This window comes from Craterilacuibacter sp. RT1T, assembly GCF_023502145.1.
GTDB lineage: Bacteria > Pseudomonadota > Gammaproteobacteria > Burkholderiales > Chromobacteriaceae > Craterilacuibacter.
The window spans coordinates 68,929-88,662 of the sequence record NZ_JAMFLI010000002.1; the positions used below are offsets into that span (position 1 = coordinate 68,929).

Consider the following 19,734-nt stretch of genomic DNA (forward strand, 5'->3'; position numbering starts at 1 on the left):
GCTCACGCTTGTGGTCTCTGCCATCTGTCTGACAAGGATGATCCGAATGTCTGCCCCCCTGAATCTTGCCCGCGGCCCGGTGATGGCCGATGTGGCCGGCTTTACCCTGACCGATGCCGAGCGCGTGCGCCTTTGCCACCCGCTGGTGGGCGGCGTGATCCTGTTCCGCCGCAACTTCGAGTCGGTCGAACAGCTGAAGGCGCTGAGCGCCGACATTCGCGCTTTGCGCACACCGCATCTGCTGATTGCGGTTGATCACGAGGGCGGGCGGGTGCAGCGCTTTTTGCCCGGCTTCACCCGGTTGCCGCCGATGAAGATGCTGGGCGAGGCATTTGACGCCGACCCGCAAGCGGCGCTGGCACTCGCCCGCGACGTCGGCGAAGTGCTCGCCGCGGAGCTTGCCGCCTGCGGGGTCGACCTCTCGTTCACGCCGGTGCTGGACCTTGACTGGGGCCAATGCGCGGTGATCGGCAACCGCAGCTTCCACCGCGACCCGCAGGTGGTTACGCAACTGGCGGTGGCCTTGCAGCAGGGCCTCGCCGCCGGCGGCATGGGGAGCTGCGGCAAGCATTTCCCCGGTCACGGTTTTGTCGAGGGCGACAGCCACCACGTGATCCCGGTCGACGCGCGCAGCCTCGACGAACTCAGGGCCGACGACCTCAAGCCGTTCGCGGCGCTCGCCGCGGCCGGCATGAGCTCGGTGATGCCGGCGCACGTGGTTTACCCGGCGGTGGACAGCCTGCCGGCCGGTTTCTCGCGGGTGTGGCTGCAGGACATCCTGCGCAGCGAGCTGGGCTTTGACGGGGTGATCTTCTCGGACGATTTGACCATGGAAGGCGCCGCCGGCGTCGGCAATATCGGCGCGCGCGCCGACGCGGCGTTTGCCGCCGGCTGCGACATGGTGCTGGTATGCAACCGGCCGGATCTCGCCGACGAATTGCTGGCGACCCTGCAGCCGCCGGCGCAGCCCGAACTTGCCGCGCGCCTCGCGCGCATGCAGGGCAAGGGCACGCCGGACGCCTGGCGCGCGCATTGTGACACCGACGCCTTCGCCGCCAAGCGCACGCGCGTCGCCGCGCTGTCCATCCCGCCGGAAGCCTGCCAGGGCGTTGCGGTGGGGGAGGCGAGCTGAAGAGGAGCTAATTCTCAAGCCGTCCGCTTGCTGCGAGATCAACGAAAGACGCCGACAAGTCGGCGTTTTTCAATTGCAATCAATTCATGGCTAATTATTTGAAGATGATATCTATCCGGCTTTCTCTTCCAGACGAGGGTGCGCGTGTTGTTGAAATCTGGCGTCGCGCGGTTGATGCCACCCATGACTTCCTGTCTCCAGAGGATCGCCAGGCCATCGATGAACTGGTCTGCGCTTTCCTGCCGAAAGCTACGCTCTGGCTGGCTGTTGATGTCCATGATTATCCTCTGGCGTTCATGCTGATCGATGATGGGCATATGGAGGCGCTGTTCGTTGATCCGGCTTACCGAGGGCTGGGGGTCGGCCGCGCGTTGGTCGGCCACGCCCTGCACCTTTGCCCTGCCTTGACCACCGATGTCAACGAACAGAACACGCAGGCCGTCGGCTTTTACCTGAAAATGGGCTTCCGGCTGACGGGGCGTTCGGCGCTTGACGGGCAGGGCCGGCCCTATCCGCTGATCCACCTAAAGTTCGGCAAGGCCTGACCCATGCAGCCGTCAGGCAAAGCCTGTGCTCACAGCGTGGCTGTCTTGACTTTGCAGGGGTGTTGCCTAGATTTGGCTCCGCGTTTCGCAGCTTTTTTGTTGTCCGCCGCAGGATGGCCCAAGCCTCAAGTCAGCAATCTGAGTCAGGATCGGCGGGGGCGCATCAGGCATAGTACGGACATGGAGGGAATATGGCGCGACATAGCGAACAGGTCTACGCACGTAGATTCAGCAAGGTGCTTGAGCATATCGACCGCTCGCTGGATCTTCCGTTGGATGTGGCGCATTTGAGCCAGCTTGCGCATTTCTCGCCCTACCATTTTCACCGGCAATTTACGGCGTGGTGCGGGGTGAGTGTGGGGCGTTACTTTCAGTTAATGCGACTGAAGCGCGCGTCGTTGTGCCTTGCCTTCAATAAACACGAACGCATTATCGACATTGCGCTCGATGCCGGTTTTAAAAATCCGGAGTCGTTCTCGCGTGCCTTCCGCCTTGCCTTTGCCCAGACGCCAACGGATTTCCGGCGTCATCCGGATTGGGCGGGCTGGTCGCGGCGGCTCCCGCACCCTGAACGGGAAAGGAAAATCAGTATGGACGTACGAATCGTTAACGTGGCCAGCGAGCGGGTGGCCGTCTTGCAACACCGCGGCAGCCCGGACATGCTCAATGCCAGCGCACAGCGGTTTGTCGAGTGGCGAAAAAGCAGCCATCTGGCGCCGCTATCAAGGGGGCGCACCTATGGTATCGCCTACGACAATCCGGCCACCACGACACCGGAAGCCTTCCGCTTTGATCTTTGCTGTACCGTGGAGCAGGCTGTGCCGGAAAACCCGCAGGGGGTGATGAACGGGGAAATGCCGGCCGGGCGTTGTGCGGTGCTGCGGCACCATGGCTCGCACGACGGCTTGCCGGAGAGTATCTATTCCCTGTACCGCGACTGGTTGCCAGGCAGTGGCGAGCAATTACGTGATTACCCTTTGTATTTCCACTACCTCAATTTCAAGTTCGATACACCCGAGCATGAATTGCTGACCGACATTTATTTGCCCCTGCAAGGTTGAAGCCAAGCCGCCTCTGGCTGAGCCAGACATGAAAAACGCTGCCTCGGCAGCGTTTTTTGTTGGCAGTTTCAAGACGCCGGCGTCGGTGGCGCGTGGCGGCGGGCGAGGCGGACGAACACCAGGCCCAGCGCGGCGAAGGCGAGCGACGCGGTGGCCAGCAGCGTGACGCTGTGCCAGATCAGCGGGGCGAGGGCGCCGGCGACCACGGCGCCGGTCAGCGTTTGCACGAAGCCCTGCATCGAGGAGGCGGTGCCGCGCTGCGCGGGGAACAGATCGAGAATGGCCAGCGTGATCGACGGTGCGGCGAGCGACATCCCCATGGTGTAGAGCCCGATCGGCAGCACGCTGGCCGGCAAGGATGGCGGAAACAGCAGCGCGTGCGCGACGTTGGCGAAACCGGCTGCAAGCATCATCACGTAACCTGCGTTGACCGCCTGCCGCGCGGTGAAGCGGCCGGCGGCGCGCCCGGACAGCCAGGCGCCGATTATCATGCCGGCGACCGCCGGGCCGAACAGCCACAAGAAGTCGTTGGGGCCGAGCCCGAGCTGGCCGATCAGCATGGCCGGGGCGGAGGGCACGTAGACGAAGAAGCCGACGAAGTTCAGGCTGACCGCGACGGTATAGAGCCGAAAGCGCGGGTTGGTCGCGACGGTGCGGTAGTTGGCCAAGAGCGCGCGCGCGGCCAGCGGCGTGCGTTTGTCTGCCGGGTGGGTCTCGGGTAGCGAGGTTGCGCACAGCACGAACAGTACGGCGCCGACCACCGCCATGAAGGCGAATACCGCGCGCCAGCCGAAGGCGGTGAACAGCCAGCCGCCGATCACCGGCGCCAATGCGGGAGAGAGCGCGAACAGCATGGTCACCTGCGACATCAGCTTCTGCGCGGCGATGCCCTGGTAGCAGTCGCGGATGATGGCGCGCCCGACGATCAGGCCGACCCCGCCGCTGACCCCCTGCAGCACGCGGAAGGCGATGAGTTCACCAAAGCTGTCGGCGAAAGTGCAGCCCAGCGCGGCGAGCGCGTAGCAGAAGGTGCCGGCCAGCAGCACCGGGCGGCGGCCGATGGCGTCGGCAATCGCGCCGTGCCACAGCATCATCAGCCCGAAGCTCGCCATATAGGCAGAGAGGATCAGCGGCGTCTGCGTGTCGTCGACGGACAAGGCACCTGCGATCGCCGGCATTGCCGGCAGGAAGGTGTCGATGGCGAAGGGGCCGAGGGTGCCGAGGGCGGCGAGGATCAGGGCAAGGGGCGGGGCATAGCGGGGCATGGATTCGTCAGGAAGGTGGGCTGCAGGATTCTAGCGTACTTGCGGCTGACCCTGCATCCGTGAGGTTTGGTTTGCCTGATTTGGCGCAATATTCTGCCGCAAATAACGGGCTACCTTGTCTGTTTATTGTCGAGGAGTGCGTCATGCGCTTGTTGCTGGTGGGTGGGCCGTTGGATGGGCAGTGGCATGAGGTGGTGCGCGAGCCGGAAACACTGCGGCTGGCGCATGCGGGGGCGCTGCTCGAGTACCAGCGCGTGCTATGGGTGTGGCCGCCGCGCGATGCGCTGTGGCTGTTCTGGTGGCATGGCGCGCCCGCTCCCGAGGCGGTGCTCTCGACGCTGGACCGTGCGGGCCTGGCGCCCTTGTGCAGTCAGCGCGAGGCGCTCGGGCAGGGCGCGCTGGAGGTGACGCCTGCCATCCGGCCGTAAGAGCCTGTTCACGATCTGCTGCGCATCGACGATACAGCGTTGAAAACGGCTTCGAAATGCTCATGTACCACTTGTACATTCCTCTTTCTCAGCCGTTTTCGCCTTGTCTTGCCCTCGCTCGCGAGATCGTGAACACGCTCTAAGCGGGCAGCCGGTATGGTTCTGCGCTTAAGGCATCGTCGTTGGCTGGCCGCTCTCCCTACTCCCTACTCCCCATTCCTTGTTGCCGTACGGCGGCAATTATTGCCGCTTGCGGATAGGGTTTTGTTTTTATTTTGTAAATTCACCCAATAAAAATCAGCTTTATTCGATAGCGTGTGAATAGTTTGTGTTTGGCACGAATCCTGCTATATCCTTGGCGATTACTGGGGGTGGATATGCTAGACAAAATTGCCAAACACTTTGAATTTCAGCAAAAATCGCTGAACCTGCGCGCCTACCGGGCCGAGGTGCTGGCGAGCAATCTTGCCAATGATGACACCCCCAATTACAAAGCCGTCGATTTCGACTTCGGCCAAGCCCTGTCTGCCGCCCAGTCGCAGCAAGGCGGTGCCTTGGCCATGACGCGCACCAGCGCCGCCCATCTGGATGGCGCTGCAGGTGCCACAAACGACAAGCCCAGTCTGGCCTACCGCAATAGCGTACAGCCCAGCCTGGATGGCAATAGTGTCGATATGGACGTAGAGCGGGCGGCATTTACCGACAACTCTTTACGTTACCAAAGCACGCTGACATTCCTCAATCGCCGCATCACCGGCCTTGCCGACGCAATCAAGGGTGGTCAATAAAAATGTCGCTTTCCAATGTATTTACCATTGCCGGCTCCTCGCTGACCGCGCAATCACAACGCCTTAATCTGGTCGCCAGTAATATCTCCAACGCCGAGAGTGCGACCAGTTCGACCGGCGAGCCTTATCGTGCACGCCATGTGGTGTTTTCGGCCACGCCGGTGTCGGCCAGCCAGCCACAAGTGGCCGGGGTGCGCGTGACCCAGATTGTCGAAGACACGTCGCCTTTCCGGTTGAAATACGACCCCTCGCATCCGCTGGCAGACGAGAAGGGTTATCTGAAGCTGCCCAATGTGAATCCGGTGGAGGAGATGGCCGACATGATCTCGGCCTCGCGCTCCTACCAGACCAGCGTGGAAGTCATGAATACCGCCAAGACCCTGTTGCAGAAGACCCTGCAGCTGGGCCAGTAAGACTAAAGGATTGAATCATGGTTAGCAGCGTCAGCAACGACATCATCTCCGACCTGAACAAGACAGCGAATGCCAGAAGCGGCAACAGTAATGCCAATTCGGCCCAAGGCATTCAGGATCGTTTTCTCAAGCTGCTGATGACGCAGTTGCAGGCGCAGGACCCGATGAATCCGATGGACAACGCCGAGATCACCAGCCAGATGGCGCAAATCAGCACCGTCACCGGCATGGAAAACATGAACCAGACGATGAATATGCTGCTGCAGTCGCAGTTTGCCAACCAGTCGATGATGGCGGCGACGCTGATCGGCAAGAGTGTGATGACCGACGGTGACACGCTGACCTTGAAGGGGGAAGCAGGTACGGCAGGCGGTGCGGTCGAGCTGAATGGTCCTGCCGACAAGGTCATGGTGTCGGTGACAGATAAGGACGGCAATGTCGTGCGCCAGATTGCCATTGATAAGCCGACCACCGGCATCAACAAGTTTGAGTGGGATGGCAAGGACGGTAATGGCGAGGCTTTGCCTGAGGGCGAGTATAAGTTCAAGGTCGAGGCCAGTAATGGCGGCACTGCGGTGAAGGCTACGACGCTGGGTTTCCAGAATGTGAACGGCGTGACCTGGGAGCAGGGTATTCCGATGCTGATGCTGGGTAATGGCAAGACCACGTCGCTGGCAGAAATCATTCAGATCGTTTGAACCGGGCGCGACAGATCAAATTAAAGAGGGGTAGGCAATGAGTTTCCAGCAGGGTCTGAGTGGTCTGGGGGCTGCATCCAAGCAGCTTGACGTCATCGGCAATAACGTGGCCAACGCCAGTACCGTCGGCTTTAAGCGCGCACGTGCCGAATTTTCCGATTTGTACGCAGCCAGTATGTACGGTGTGTCGGCCACGGCTACTGGTATCGGTTCCCGTACGGTGGCGGTGACGCAGCAGTTTAACCAGGGCCCGGTGACCAGCACCGGCAATCCGCTGGATCTGGCGATTACCGGGCAGGGCTTTTTCCGTATGCAGGGCGCAGACGGGCAGGCCATGTATACCCGCAATGGTGAATTCCAGCTCGACCGCGAAGGTTATTTCGTCAACGCCGGCCATTACCTCACCGGTTATGGGGTGGATGACAAGGGCCAAGTGATTGCCGGCCCTCCCCAGCCCTTGCGCGTGGACACCTCGAATATCGGCGCCAAAGCCACGACCGAGATGATTCTGGGCACCAATCTGGATGCGCGCGCCGAGCCGCCGGCCAAGGCGTTTCCGAATGTGGCGCCTGGCTCGAATACGCCGGACCCGGATAGTTATAACTACACCAATACCGTAACGGCTTACGATAGCCTTGGGGTTAGCCATCAGGTGAGTTTTTATTATGTGCGCCGTCCGGATGCCGCGCCAGTACCACCGGCCACGGAGGGGACGAAGTCGCTGGAATGGGATGTCTATACACGGGTTGATGGGGATGCGGTGGCAACAGCCGCACCGGTGCCGCCGGCGACGGTGGGCGCACCGATTGCCGCGACCCAATTGCAGTTTGACAGTAGTGGCAAGGTTGTATCGCCTGCAGGCTCTTTTTTGTTGAATCAGGCGGTTACGAGTGGCGGGGCGCCATTATCGATTGCAGTCGATATGACCGGCTTTACTCAAAATGCCGGCCCTTATGCCAATGCCGAGCAGCGCGTCGATGGCTGGGCTGATGGCGTGCTCTCCAGTGTAGGGACATCGAAAGAAGGTTATGTCGAGGCGCGTTACTCCAACGGCCAGACCAAGATCGTCGGACAGGTGGTGTTGGCCAACTTTGCCAATGCGCAAGGCTTGCAGCCTATTGGCGACAACCGCTGGGTCGAAACCTATGCTTCGGGTGGTGCCAAAATCAATGCGCCGGGTAGCAGTAACGTCGGCTATGTACAAGGCGCGGCGCTGGAGGACTCCAACGTCGACATGACGACCGAACTCGTCAATATGATTACCGCGCAGCGTTTTTATCAGGCCAATGCGCAGACCATCAAGACGCAGGACACGGTGCTGCAGACGCTGATCAACCTGCGTTGATAAGGAGCTAGGCGATGGACCGCATGCTGTATCTGGCCATGAACGGCGCCAAGCACGTCGAGTGGCAACAGTCGACCACGGCGCAAAATCTGGCCAATGTCCACACCAACGGCTACAAGGCCGATCAGGTGGTGTTTCGCGCCTTGCCGGTAGTGGGCGACGGTTCGCCTACCCGCGTTTATCAGGTCGACAATACCGTGGGGCATGATCTGTCGCAGGGCAGCTTGCAGCAAACCGGCAACGAGAGCGATTTTGCGCTGGCCAACGATGGATTTTTTGCCGTCACGGCACCGGATGGCTCCGAGGCTTACACGCGTGATGGCGGTTATGTGCTCGACGAGGCAGGCACCATGCGCACCCGCTCCGGCCTGCCGATTATCGGCGAGGCCGGACCTTTGCAGGTGCCGCCCAATAGCCGGGTACTGATTGCGCGCGATGGTTCGGTGTCTGCCGTGCCGACCGAAGGCGGCGACCGCAACCCGCAGGAAGTCGGGCGTATCAAGCTGGTCAACCCGGGCGCACGCGCCGTGTACAAGGGCGAGGATGGCCTGTTCCGCCAGCATGGTGGCGCGGTGGCGCTCGCCGACCCGAATGTAAAAGTCGTCAGCGGAGCGCTGGAAGCCTCCAATGTCAATGCGGTCGAATCGCTGGTGCAGATGATCAGCCATGCCCGCCACTATGATCTGCACGTCAAGCTGATGCAGACCGCCGACCAGAATGCCCAGCGTGCGACACAGTTGCTGTCGTTGAACGCTTAAGCCGCCAGATAAGGAATCTGCATCATGATGCGCTCGCTGTATATCGCCAAAACCGGCATGGACTCCAGCCAGTTCCGGCTGGATGTGACCTCCAATAACCTGGCCAACGTGAATACCAAGGGCTTCAAACGCTCCAATGCGGTATTCGAAGACCTGTACTACCAGACACTGCGTCAGCCCGGCTCGCAGATTGCCGGCGGCGGCACCTTGCCGACCGGCTTGCAGGTCGGTACCGGTTCGGCTGCGGTGGCTTCTGCCCGCATCCACTCGCAGGGTAATCTGGTGCGTACCGAGCAGACCTTTGATCTGGCGATCGTCGGGGATGGCTTCTTTCGGGTGCAGATGCCGGATGGAATTACCGGCTATACCCGTAATGGTGAATTCAGGCGCAACGAGGAAGGCACGATTGTGAATTCCAGCGGTTATGCACTGGACCCGGCGATTACCATTCCGTCCGATGCGTCCCAGGTCAGTATTTCCGACTCGGGTGTGGTGCAGTATTTCATCAAGGGCAATCCCGACCCGGTCGTGGCCGGCACCATACAGACCGCGTCCTTCATCAATCCGCAGGGTCTGGAGAGTCTGGGCGAGAACCTGTATCTGCCAACCGCGGCTTCCGGCGCGGCAATCGAGGGTGACCCTGGCGTCGAGGGGCGCGGGCGTGTGAGTCAGGGTTATCTGGAAGACTCCAACGTCAATGTGACCGAAGAGCTGATCAATATGATTCAGGCGCAACGCGCATTTGAAATGAACTCCAAGGCGATCAAGACCGCCGACGAGATGCTGCAGCGTGTAGCGCAGTTGTAAATAAGCAGAGACCGTTGATGAATCAGTATCGGGTAAGGCGGCTGGCCATGGCGCTGGCCTTGTGTATCTTGTCGGCCTGTGCGGTACAAGCGCCTTCCATCGTGCAGCAGCCGGTGACGGTGCGCCCGCAGCCGGTGCCGCTGGCCGTACCTGCCAATGGTTCCATTTTCCAGCAGAGCAGTTTTCGCCCGCTGTTTGAAGACCGCATGCCGGTCGGCGTGGGCGATATCCTGACGGTGCAGATCGAGGAAAATACCCGCTCCTCCCTGAGCGAGGAGTCCAAGGGCAGTCGTGACGCCAGTATCAAGGGCGGCATCGATGCCGGCATCAATATTCCGTTTTTCTCCAATTATCTGGAAAACAAGCTAGGTGGTGCCGCGCTGAATGGTAGCGGCTCGGCCAGCCGTAACGGCAAGGGCAGTAATACCAATGTCAGCTCGTTCAATAGCTCGATTTCGGTGACGGTAATCGATGTACTGGCCAACGGTAATCTGGCAGTCAGCGGCGAGAAGCAGATGCAGATCAATGAGGAGCTGGAAGTCGTGCGCCTGTCGGGGGTGATCAATCCGCGCGATATCAAAAAGGGCAATGTGGTGTCGTCGACACGCATGGCCGATGCGCGCATCGAACAGGTCAATCAGGGCAGTAACCGTCTGTTTAACCAGACCGGCTGGTTGTCACGCTTCTTTCTGACCATCTTGCCGTTCTAGGAGCGCATGTGCGTAATATTATTTTTGCCTTGTTGACGGCCCTGATGCTGCCATTGACGGCACAGGCCGAACGACTGAAAGATATTTCCACTATTGCCGGCGTGCGCCAGAACCAGTTAATTGGTTACGGTTTGGTGGTTGGTCTTGACGGTAGTGGCGACAAGGGCAATTCGTCGCCCTTCACCACCCAGTCGCTGGGTAATATGCTGAACCAGCTTGGGGTGCAGATTCCGCAAGGCATGAAGCTGGATCCGAAAAACGTAGCAGCCGTCAGTCTGACCGCGACCTTGCCGGCTTTTGCCCGCAGCGGGCAGAAGATTGATGTCACCGCCTCGTCGCTGGGCGATGCCAAGAGCCTGCGTGGCGGTACTTTGCTGCTGTCGCCGCTCAAGGGTGTGGACGGGCAGATCTATGCCATGGCGCAAGGCAGCCTGATTGTAGGCGGGGTGGGCGCGGCGGCGGCCGGCAGCAGTGTGCAGGTCAACCATTTGTCGGTCGGACGCGTGCCAGGCGGCGCCATTATCGAGCGCGATGCGCCGGCCGCCGCGCGTGGCGGTCTGGTTGAACTGGAGCTTAATGAAGCCGATTTCAGTACCGCGAATAGTGTGGTGTCGGCGATTAACCGCGAGTTTGGCGGGGGCGTGGCGCGCGCCATAGACGGGCGACTGGTCGAGGTTTCCGCGCCGCAGGACAGTAATAGCCGGGTCCAGTTTTTGGCGCGGCTGGAAAATATTGCCGTCACACCGGCAAAAGCATCCCCTTTGGTAATCGTGAATGCCCGCACCGGCTCCATCGTGATGAACCAGACCGTGACGCTGGAGCCTTGCGCCGTGGCGCACGGCAATTTGTCGGTAACGGTCAGTAATACCCCGCAAGTGAGCCAGCCTGGCGCTTTGGCCGGCGGGCAGACCGCCGTGACCAATCAGGCAGATATCAATATCAAGGCGGATGGCGGCAAGGTGATCAGTGTGCCGCGCGGCGTGGATCTGGCCCGCGTGGTTGCAGCGCTTAATTCGCTGGGGGCCGGCCCGCAAGACCTGATTTCCATCTTGCAGGCGATGAAGGCTGCCGGTGCACTTAAAGCCGAATTGCAAATTATTTGATAGTTGGCACTATTATTGCATGATGTAGTGCAATAAGGAGAGCTTGTATGTCCGTGGTGTCATCCCTTAATCCCGCGACTGATTTATCCCGCCAGCTGGCACTCGATCCATCGGGTGCCAGCCGTCTGGCCGATATTGCACGCAAAAGCCCGGAAGAGGGCATACGTCAGGTTGCCCACCAGTTCGAATCCATGCTGATGGAGACCATGGTGCGCTCTATGCGGGCAACCGATCTGGGCGGCGAGGAAGATAGCTCGGACATGCAGACCTGGCGCGGCATGCTGGACCAGCAGATGGTGCAGGCCATGGTGGGCTCGGGTGGCATCGGCATGGGGGATATGCTGGCGCGTGAGATAGGCAAGCTCTCCCAAGTTGAGATGCCCGCGCGCGAGGTGCAGCGTTTAGCCAGCCCGGCATCGACCTTGCCCTCTGCACTCATGCAATCGCTTGAGCGTGCCCGCCTGGCCGTCAAAACCGTGGCCGAGCCGGCGGCTGTGCCGACCGATAGCCAGGTTGCCATTCCGCGCGAGGCGCGAGCCTTTGTGGAAACGCTGTTGCCGCATGCGCAAAAAGCGGCCGCGCAACTGGGGGTCGATGCACACCTGATCGTCAGCCATGCTGCGCTGGAGTCGGGCTGGGGCAAACGTACCATCCGCCACCCCGACGGGCGCGAGAGCTACAACCTGTTCGGCATCAAGGCCGGCGGCAGCTGGCAGGGCGACAGCGTCGCGACGCTGACCACCGAATTTGTCGGTGGCAAGGCGCAAAAACAGGTGGAAAGCTTCCGCGCCTACGGCTCTTTGCAAGAGGCGTTTAACGACTATGCCCGGCTGATCCAGGGTAGCTCGCGCTATCAGGCGGCGTTGGGCAGCGGCACGGATGCCGCCGCTTACGGTAAAGCGCTGCAGCAGGGCGGTTATGCGACCGATCCGGCTTATGCCCAGAAACTGCAGGCTGTCGCGCGTAGCGCCCGACAGGGATAAATACTAAACATTCTGCCGAATGGGTCGATAAGCAGAGTGTGATGAAGGAGATAACGTGTCCATTTTCAATATCGGTTTGTCGGGGCTGAATGCGGCGCAAGTTGCGCTCAGTACCGTAGCCCAGAACGTGACCAACGTGAATACTCCGGGCTATCACCGTCAGCGCGTGAGTCAGGCCGCACAAATGCCGAGCTTCGAAGGTTATGGCTTTGTCGGGCGCGGGGTCGAGATGACGGCGGTGAACCGTGTCTATAACAGCTATCTGGAGCGTCAGCTGACAACTGCGACGACGCAGGACAGCAAGCTGATGACGCAGATGTCGTATTTGTCGCAGCTGGAAGACTTGCTGGGCGATGAGAGCACCAGCCTCGGCAATAGCATGTCCGATCTGTTCAAATCCATGCAGGCATTGAATTCGACACCCGACTCCATTCCGGCACGTCAGTCCGTGGTCAATAGTGCGCAAGCATTTGCCGGACGGGTGCAATTGGTGAATGGCCGTTTTGAAGAGTTGCGTACCGGCATCAATACCCAGATACATTCCAGCGTCAGCCAGATCAACGCCATTGGCAAGCAAATTTCCGAAATCAATGTGCAGATCCAGTCCTTGGGCCAGGGCGCGGCGATCCCCAATGATCTGATGGATAAGCGGGATCAGCTGGTACTGGATCTGAACCGTCTGGTGAAGGCCGATGTGACCGTGCAATCGGATGGCCGCTATACCGTCTCGATTGGCAGCGGACAGGCACTGGTGGCTTCTGGTGACCACTTTCCTTTGGAAGTGGTTCCATCGCTGGAGGATCCGCAGAAGCTGGAAATTGCCTATGCCGGCAGTAATGGCACGGTTCGTATTCCCGACCGTTTATTCGAAGGCGGCTCGCTCTCCGGTCTGATCAATAGCAAGGCCGAGGCACTTAACCGCTCGCAGGCGGATTTGGGGCGTCTGGTGATTGAGGTCGCCGACCAGCTCAACCGTCAGTCGAGTACTGGCCGCGACCTGTATAACCAGCCCGGTGGTGACATTTTTAAAAGCCTCAATGCGTTCCGGCCCTTGCCGGTAGGTGAAGAGATTCAGCCCCCGACGGTGCCGCCGACTTTCCAGACACTGGAAACGCAGATGAAAAGCTACCGCGATGCGGCTGCGAATTTTGCCGTCGTGATTACCGATCCGTCCAAACTGGCGGTGGGTTCTTCGCTTAAGGCTTCGCTGCCGCTGGATGGCAAGCTTAAACCGACGATTTCCTCGGTGTGGCAATCGGCGCAAGGTAGTAATGGGGCAGCCATCCCCACCTTGCCCGGGCCGATAGAACTCAAATATGTCCCGGATGCGAAGCCGCCATTCACTGCCGCAGGCTATACCGTGACCGATGCGCCAGGCGTGCCGGGCGGATATGTCCTGACCAGCGATACGGATCCGTCTTTGGTGGTCGAATTCAAAGCCGAGGGCATGGGCGAGGATGCGGCGACCTTGCTTATTTCGAACAAGGCGCTGGGCAAGGATACCAACTCAGGTTTTGCCGTCAAACCCGAGGCCGGCGGGATTGCCGCCATGTGGGCACCTTATGGCGATACGGTAGGGAGTATGCCGGCCGCGGGTGTCAGTATCAGCTGGGATGGGAGTGCCTGGTCTGCACCGGCAGGCTATACGGTAGAGGCGGCCAATCCGCCTGACAACGGTTACCGCATTATGAATGCTGCTGGTGAGCAGGTGGTCGGCTTTGCCGCTAATCCGGCCAAGCTTGCTGCTGGCAATAGCTTTACCATCGGATCGGGGCCATCGGATTTCACGCCATCCGACAACAGCAATATGCTGGCGATGGTCAAAATTCAGACCAAGAAGACCATGAGCAGCACCCCTAATGGTATTAACAACTTCCATCCGGGGGATGCGGCAGGAAAAACGACGGACTTTCAGGGGTTTTTTGGTCAGTTGGTCAGCTTTGTCGGCAATAAAACCAATGAAGTTAAGATTGCAGCACAGGCTCAGACCGTGACTCTGAAAGAAACCTATCTTGCCCGGGAATCCTTTTCCGGCGTGAACCTGGATGAAGAAGCAGCCAATTTGATTCGTTTCCAGCAGGCGTATCAGGCATCGAGCAAGGTGATCCAGATTGCGCAGCAGGTTTTTTCCGATCTGCTACAGATGCGTTAACCGAGAGATTGAGTCATGCGTATTAGTTCGAATACCCAGTTTATTGCCTCCAATTACAGCCTGAATTCTAATCATGCCCGGTTGAGCAGTCTGAACGAGCAGCTCTCTTCACTGAAACGCATCAACCGTCCGTCGGATGATCCGGTTGCTTCCGCCCAATTGATCAATCTGGGGCAGTCCATGTCGCGCAATGACCAGATGATGATCAATACCCGCACGATAGAGTCGACGCTGGCGCTATCCGAGGAGTATCTGTTCCGGGGCGGGGAGGTTCTGCAGAGCATTCAGAATCTGGCCATTCAAGCCGGTAATGCCTCATTGACGGATGAGGATCGCAGCTATTTGCGTACCCAGTTGCAGGAGCAGGTCAAAGGTCTGGTTGGTATTGCCAACAGTGCGGATGGCCAAGGCAAGTATTTGTTTAGCGGTACCAAGTCGGATACGCCGCCATTCGAATTGACGCTGGAGCCGACCATGAGCATCCAGTACAAGGGCGACTGGCAGCGGCAGGACGTTGCGGCTTCTGCATCGCGAGATATTGCCATTACCGAACCGGGGGGATTGTTGTTTGGCGCCTCGTCTACGGTGGCCGATGCGAGCAAACCTGACGAATTCAGCGCCGGCAATGAGCTGTGGCAGGCGCTGGCTCGTTTTGACCAGATTCTGGCCGCCGGCCCGAATGGGATGGCTAAGGCGGGGCCGGATGGCGAGGTCGTGATGAATAATGCGACGCCACCTGCTGCGGTGTTGGGTGCCGATGGTAAGCCCATGCAGTTCAAGGATGGTTTGCCGCGACTGGATGTGAATGGTGCTGCCTTGCTTGAGCCCGTGCTGGATGCCGGTGGCAATCCTGTGCTGGGGCCAGATGGTGTGACCCCCTTGCAGCAGGCGCAGACCAAGGATTTGCCGCCGACTTATGATGAGTCGCTAGCCAAAACCATTGAAGGCTTGAAGGATGGGCAGGAGCAATTGCTACGCTCCCATACCTCTATCGGCGCGCGCCGCGCCGAGGTGGAGACTTTGAGCAAAACCGGCGAAGGTTTGGATGTGCAATATAAATCTGCCGTAGGCCAGTTGCAGGATCTGGACTATGTACAGGCCATTACCGACCTGAATATGGCGATTACGGCACTGGATACCACGCAAAAAACGTATAAGCTGGTGTCCGAGCTCAGCCTGTTCAAATATATCTGATCCGCGCCGGTGAAAGCCGCCTCAGGCGGCAACCGGCTCGATCACGATCCCTGCCCTTAGCCCCGGTTTGACGCCGGGGTTGGGGAACAGGATGCGTTCATTCCCGCCTTGCGCGATATAGCGCGTGTCGCCATCCTCGGCAATCACCATGCCATCAGGTAGTAGCGTGAAATTCTCTACCTTGTCATCCAGATTGAGCCTGAAGTCATCGCTGTGCTTGATCAGATTGTATTTGGCGCGAAATAGCAGCGGGCAGGGGGCGAGTCTGGGTTTTGCTGCGGCCAAGAGGCGGCGCAAGCCCTCTTCAATACCGGCAAAGCGTGAAAGATCATTTTCACCGAAGGGGCGTGCCTTGCCCAGCTCCAGCGTAAAAGCATCGGCTTGGCAGTGGTAGCTGGTGTAATAGCTGAAGGTCGTGGCGGGTGCGCTATGCAATAGCAGCGCCTCTATCCCGCAACCGCCCAGCCATGCCTGTTGCGCGTCGTTCTGCTGTTTGTCGTGCAAAAAGGGGACGATGGCGAATTTTTCGAATACCGAGCCGCGAATAGCGGTATGCAAATCGTAGTGCAGGCGCCGTGCGCCATCGGGCGTGCTTGAGAAGAAGTGTGCGGCAATGCGCTCGATTTCGGCCGCGCGCAAAGACTCCTGCGCGTCGGGGTGTTGCCGGTGTGCACCCGCAAATAGCCGGTTCATGTCGAAATCGATATAGCGCTCGCCGCTCTTGAGTGCAGCGGGATGGCCCAAAACCAGCAATAGGCGGGTCTGTAGCAGTAGGCGTCCAGCGAGGATGTCGCTTAGCAGGGTATTGAGGACTTCGACGGGTGCCGTTTCATTGCCGTGAATGCCGGCGGAGATCAGGATATGGTCGGCATGTGCGGCCAGCTTGTGCGGAACGAGTTCCAGCAAGCCACGACCATGCCAGACCATGCGTAGTTGGGTAAGGGTGCAGGAGGCAGGGAAGTCGGTTTTTGCTGCCGCAAGCGTGGCAGCGAGGAAGTCGGTGTGAGGGCTGAACGGCATGGCGGACACATTTCCTGGCGGGTAGCGTAATAACGGTTTGACATAGCATACGGCAAAAGCGGGTGCTTTTGCCAACGTTGCTATCCGGTGTCGGCCACCCGCCTGCCGGGCTTAGTCCTGCCAGTGCGGTTTGCGCTTTTCGATGAAGGCGCGCAAACCTTCCCGTCCTTCCTGGCTGCTGCGTGTTTCACTGGCACGGTGGATGGCCAGCTCCATTGCTTCCTTGCCCGTACCCAGTAAAGCCAGATCGTTAATCAGGCATTTTGCCTGATGCATGGCTTGCGGACCATTACACAGCAGATTGCTGACTTGTAGTGCGATAGCACTATCCAGTTCTTCGTCTTCGACAACCTGATGCAGCAGCCCCAGTCGCTTGGCCTTGCCTGCATTGAGCCGCTCGGCGCTGAGGAAATAGCGTCTTGCCGCACGCTCGCCAATGGCGCGCAGAACAAAGGGTGCAATGGAGGCAGGAATGGCGCCTATGCGGGTATCGGGGAAGCTGAACAGGGCTTCGGACACGCCGTAGGCCATATCACAGCAACTGATGAGCCCGGCGCCGATGCCGAAAGCCGAGCCTTGTACCCGGGCGATCGTAGGCTGGGGCAGGGTGTCCAGCGTATGCAGCATGGTGCTGACTAGGCGGGCTTGTTGTGCGATCTCGTCGGCACTGGCACTGGCCATTCTTTGTAGCCACGCCATATCATGCCCGGCCGAGAAGTTGATGCCGTTACCGGTCAGGATAAGGACACGGATACTTTTATCGGCGGCGACCTGAGCTAGGGTGTGGGTGAGCAGGCTCACCATCTCATCGTCCATGGCATTATGCAGGTCGGGGCGGTTGAGACGGATCGTGGCAACACCGCGTGTGTCTTGGCTGAGTAGGATGGTCGCTGTCATTTGGGGTTTCCTTGTCTTTATCCTGCAAAGTGCGTAATGGCGTGCGCCAGGGCCTGTGGTGCCTCCAAGTGCAAGGCATGACCGCAATCATCCAGCTGCAGTAAGCGGGCATGCGGGATGTTTTGCGCCAGCAGGGCGGACTGGTAATAGGGCGTCAGACGGTCGACGCGGCCTACGATGATCAGTGTCTCGCAATTGAGGCTGTTTAGCCAAGGGCGTGCATCATGTTCGAGCACGCCACGGCTGAGGCGTTGTGTTGCCGGCCAGTCTACGCTGGCTGCAATTTCGCGTAGCCGTGGCAGCATGGCCTGTTGTGTGCTGAGAAAATGGCTGGAAAACAGCCAGGGCAGGCCGGTGTTAAAGCGAAGTTCAAAGCCGCCAGCCTCATCCGAGTTGGCCCAGTTGCGGGCAATCAGCTCATTGACCGGGTCGGACCAGGCCAGTGTCGCAGCCAGTATCAGGCGTGACAGGCGTGTCGGGTGTTGCCGCGCAAAGTGTTGCGCCACCATGCCGCCATAAGACAAACCCGCCACATTGACTTGTCCGATTTGCAATTGATCCAGCAAGGTCGCGACATCATCCGCCTGATCGCTCAGGCAATAGTGCTCGGCCACCGGCTTGGCGCTTAAACCCTGACCGCAAAAATCCAGTTGCAAGACCCGAAAGTGTGGCGTCAGAAAGGGGAGCAGCAAGCCCCATGCTGTTGTGCTCATGGTGATACCGTTCAGTAGCAGTAATGCCGGCTTGTCCTTGTTGCCATGATCTTCATAGAACAAGCGCTGTTGTCTGGCTTCAAAGTAGGGCATGCGTCACCTCCGCTCCTGTTTATACCATTGTAGTGTCTTCCTTCGCGCGCTCCAGACTCTTTGGTGGGTACGAAATCTTGTCTGGTCTGTTTGAGTATTTAAACAGCGCTACGCTTTCTTTGATCTTTTTGGCTGCGATATTGTCTGACAATGCCGTAATTTGCCTAGCCTGCTGATCTTTTTTGTTTAAGCCCGTGTTTTTTATGCATTATCTTGCGCTGCAACAATGAAAAAGTCCGCATTTGATGCTTGTCAATTTTATTAAACATGGCATAAGCTGCAGTTGCATTTTGCCATTTGGATAATTGTGTGGTGTCGCCATCGCGTTGTGGCGGGGTTAGGGATGACTAATCTGACGGCCGCTATACGGTCGGCATCGTGCCGAGGCATGCAATTTGCTTATGCTTGGGCGGATCAAGCTGCAATCAAAAAACTAGAAGTTGCGCAGCAAACCAAATCTACATTGAGGGAGTCATCATGACGGAAGCTGTTGTTGCCTCGTCCGGTGCGGCTAAAGCCGCAGCCGGTCAGCCGTATCTGAAAATTGCTGGCATTGTTAAAAAATTCGGCGACAATTTTGCCGTTGATAATCTCGACCTTGAAATCCAGCAGCACGAGATTTTTGCCTTGCTGGGCAGTTCCGGCTGCGGCAAGTCGACGCTGCTGCGCATGCTGGCGGGCATGGAGCGGCCAACCTCGGGCAAGATCATTCTGGATGGGCAGGACATTACCCAGTTAGCGCCGTATGAGCGCCCACTCAATATGATGTTCCAGAGCTATGCCCTGTTCCCGCATATGACTGTCGAGCAGAACATCGCCTTCGGCCTGAAACAGGATGGCCTGCCCAAAGATGAAATCGCCAACCGTGTACTGGAAATGCTGGATCTGGTGCAGCTACGCAAATACGCCAGCCGCAAGCCTTACCAGTTGTCCGGTGGCCAGCAGCAGCGTGTCGCACTGGCGCGCTCGCTGGCCAAACGGCCGAAAATGCTGTTGCTGGACGAGCCATTGGGCGCGCTGGATAAAAAACTCAGGCAGCAAACCCAACTGGAACTGGTCAATACGCTGGAAAAGGTCGGCGTCACTTGCATCATGGTGACGCATGATCAGGAAGAAGCGATGACCATGGCCACGCGTATCGGCATTATGAGTGAGGGCAAGCTGTTGCAGGTCGGCACGCCGTCGCAGATTTACGACTATCCGAATTGCCGCTTTACCGCCGAATTCATTGGCGAGACCAATCTCTTTACCGGCCAGGTGGTGGTCGACGAGGCCGACCGCGTCGAAATCGAAACCGCAGAACTGGGCGGGCGCATTCAGGTCAGCCACGGCATTACCGGCCCCAAAGGCATGGATGTCTGGGCCAGTGTGCGTCCGGAAGATGTCCGTATCGATATTCGCCCTATCGCCGCCGGCCCCAATGCCGCGCGCGGCAAGGTCAAGGAAATTGCTTACCTTGGCAGCTTCTCCATTTATCACGTGATTTTGCCTAGCGGCAAAGTGGTCAAGTCCATGGTGCCGGCCAACCGCTGGTACGAGGCGGGCGAGCAGGAACCGACCTGGAACGATGAAGTGTATGTCAGCTGGCGCGCAGACATGCCTGTCGTGCTGACGGCTTAAGGGAGAACG

The 19,734-nt window shown here is 59.0% G+C and carries 20 protein-coding genes; 16 read left to right on the forward strand and 4 right to left on the reverse strand.

Annotated elements, in window-relative coordinates; translation table 11 throughout:
* Nucleotides 1-46 precede the first annotated feature (46 nt).
* The 3 genes from nagZ (at nt 47) to M3P88_RS04245 (ending at nt 2,738) form a co-directional block, all read left to right on the forward strand.
* Nucleotides 47-1,132 carry a beta-N-acetylhexosaminidase gene (nagZ, locus tag M3P88_RS04235; RefSeq protein WP_249614817.1) on the forward strand — a complete coding sequence of 362 codons (1,086 nt, stop codon included), beginning with the start codon at nt 47-49 and terminating at the stop codon, nt 1,130-1,132.
* 86 nt (nt 1,133-1,218) lie between these two features.
* Entirely contained in the window at nt 1,219-1,677 is a 459-nt protein-coding gene (locus M3P88_RS04240; protein ID WP_249614818.1) for an acetyltransferase, read from the forward strand.
* Between the two features lie 191 nt (nt 1,678-1,868).
* The gene (locus M3P88_RS04245; protein WP_249614819.1) at nt 1,869-2,738 is read left to right on the forward strand and encodes an AraC family transcriptional regulator; all 870 of its coding nucleotides are present in this window, start codon (nt 1,869-1,871) and stop codon (nt 2,736-2,738) included.
* 68 nt (nt 2,739-2,806) lie between these two features.
* On the opposite strand, the gene M3P88_RS04250 is transcribed toward M3P88_RS04245, so the two are convergent.
* Nucleotides 2,807-4,003 carry a multidrug effflux MFS transporter gene (locus M3P88_RS04250; protein ID WP_249614820.1) on the reverse strand — a complete coding sequence of 399 codons (1,197 nt, stop codon included), beginning with the start codon at nt 4,001-4,003 and terminating at the stop codon, nt 2,807-2,809.
* Between the two features lie 80 nt (nt 4,004-4,083).
* Here M3P88_RS04250 and M3P88_RS04255 point away from each other — a divergent pair, with 80 nt between their 5' ends.
* The 12 genes from M3P88_RS04255 (at nt 4,084) to flgL (ending at nt 15,382) form a co-directional block, all read left to right on the forward strand.
* Nucleotides 4,084-4,431 carry a hypothetical protein gene (locus M3P88_RS04255; protein WP_249614821.1) on the forward strand — a complete coding sequence of 116 codons (348 nt, stop codon included), beginning with the start codon at nt 4,084-4,086 and terminating at the stop codon, nt 4,429-4,431.
* A gap of 377 nt (nt 4,432-4,808) precedes the next feature.
* Entirely contained in the window at nt 4,809-5,219 is a 411-nt protein-coding gene (gene flgB / locus M3P88_RS04260; protein ID WP_249614822.1) for a flagellar basal body rod protein FlgB, read from the forward strand.
* Nucleotides 5,220-5,221: 2 nt separating this feature from the next.
* Nucleotides 5,222-5,632 carry a flagellar basal body rod protein FlgC gene (gene flgC, locus M3P88_RS04265; protein WP_124734360.1) on the forward strand — a complete coding sequence of 137 codons (411 nt, stop codon included), beginning with the start codon at nt 5,222-5,224 and terminating at the stop codon, nt 5,630-5,632.
* A gap of 17 nt (nt 5,633-5,649) precedes the next feature.
* The gene (locus tag M3P88_RS04270; RefSeq protein WP_249614823.1) at nt 5,650-6,330 is read left to right on the forward strand and encodes a flagellar hook assembly protein FlgD; all 681 of its coding nucleotides are present in this window, start codon (nt 5,650-5,652) and stop codon (nt 6,328-6,330) included.
* Nucleotides 6,331-6,367: 37 nt separating this feature from the next.
* Complete coding sequence (gene flgE / locus M3P88_RS04275) at nt 6,368-7,675, forward strand: flagellar hook protein FlgE (protein WP_249614824.1); 1,308 nt, start codon at nt 6,368-6,370, stop codon at nt 7,673-7,675.
* Between the two features lie 14 nt (nt 7,676-7,689).
* Complete coding sequence (locus M3P88_RS04280; protein ID WP_249614825.1) at nt 7,690-8,433, forward strand: flagellar basal body rod protein FlgF; 744 nt, start codon at nt 7,690-7,692, stop codon at nt 8,431-8,433.
* Nucleotides 8,434-8,457: 24 nt separating this feature from the next.
* Nucleotides 8,458-9,240 (forward strand): flagellar basal-body rod protein FlgG, encoded by a 783-nt coding sequence (flgG, locus tag M3P88_RS04285; protein WP_249614826.1) that lies wholly within the window; start codon nt 8,458-8,460, stop codon nt 9,238-9,240.
* Nucleotides 9,241-9,257: 17 nt separating this feature from the next.
* Nucleotides 9,258-9,950, forward strand: a complete 693-nt coding sequence (locus M3P88_RS04290) for a flagellar basal body L-ring protein FlgH (RefSeq protein ID WP_249615204.1) — start codon at nt 9,258-9,260, stop codon at nt 9,948-9,950.
* A gap of 44 nt (nt 9,951-9,994) precedes the next feature.
* A complete protein-coding gene (locus M3P88_RS04295) occupies nt 9,995-11,053 on the forward strand; it encodes a flagellar basal body P-ring protein FlgI (RefSeq protein ID WP_283773125.1) in 1,059 nt (352 codons plus the stop codon).
* 47 nt (nt 11,054-11,100) lie between these two features.
* Nucleotides 11,101-12,036, forward strand: a complete 936-nt coding sequence (gene flgJ, locus M3P88_RS04300; protein ID WP_249614828.1) for a flagellar assembly peptidoglycan hydrolase FlgJ — start codon at nt 11,101-11,103, stop codon at nt 12,034-12,036.
* Nucleotides 12,037-12,091: 55 nt separating this feature from the next.
* Nucleotides 12,092-14,188 (forward strand): flagellar hook-associated protein FlgK, encoded by a 2,097-nt coding sequence (gene flgK / locus M3P88_RS15995; RefSeq protein WP_249614829.1) that lies wholly within the window; start codon nt 12,092-12,094, stop codon nt 14,186-14,188.
* Nucleotides 14,189-14,203: 15 nt separating this feature from the next.
* Nucleotides 14,204-15,382 carry a flagellar hook-associated protein FlgL gene (gene flgL / locus M3P88_RS04310; RefSeq protein ID WP_249614830.1) on the forward strand — a complete coding sequence of 393 codons (1,179 nt, stop codon included), beginning with the start codon at nt 14,204-14,206 and terminating at the stop codon, nt 15,380-15,382.
* Between the two features lie 21 nt (nt 15,383-15,403).
* Here the strand turns inward: flgL and astE are convergent, their stop codons facing one another.
* The 3 genes from astE to M3P88_RS04325 all read right to left on the reverse strand — a co-directional run bounded on the left by astE (nt 15,404) and on the right by M3P88_RS04325 (nt 18,105).
* Nucleotides 15,404-16,402: a succinylglutamate desuccinylase gene (gene astE, locus M3P88_RS04315; RefSeq protein ID WP_249614831.1), complete on the reverse strand. Its 999-nt coding sequence runs from the start codon at nt 16,400-16,402 to the stop codon at nt 15,404-15,406.
* A gap of 111 nt (nt 16,403-16,513) precedes the next feature.
* Nucleotides 16,514-17,299, reverse strand: a complete 786-nt coding sequence (locus tag M3P88_RS04320) for an enoyl-CoA hydratase-related protein (protein WP_249614832.1) — start codon at nt 17,297-17,299, stop codon at nt 16,514-16,516.
* A gap of 17 nt (nt 17,300-17,316) precedes the next feature.
* On the reverse strand, nt 17,317-18,105 hold the full coding sequence (locus tag M3P88_RS04325) for an alpha/beta fold hydrolase (RefSeq protein WP_249614833.1): 789 nt from the start codon (nt 18,103-18,105) through the stop codon (nt 17,317-17,319).
* A gap of 477 nt (nt 18,106-18,582) precedes the next feature.
* Between M3P88_RS04325 and M3P88_RS04330 the strand changes: the two genes are divergently transcribed.
* The gene (locus M3P88_RS04330; protein WP_249614834.1) at nt 18,583-19,725 is read left to right on the forward strand and encodes an ABC transporter ATP-binding protein; all 1,143 of its coding nucleotides are present in this window, start codon (nt 18,583-18,585) and stop codon (nt 19,723-19,725) included.
* Nucleotides 19,726-19,734 lie beyond the last annotated feature (9 nt).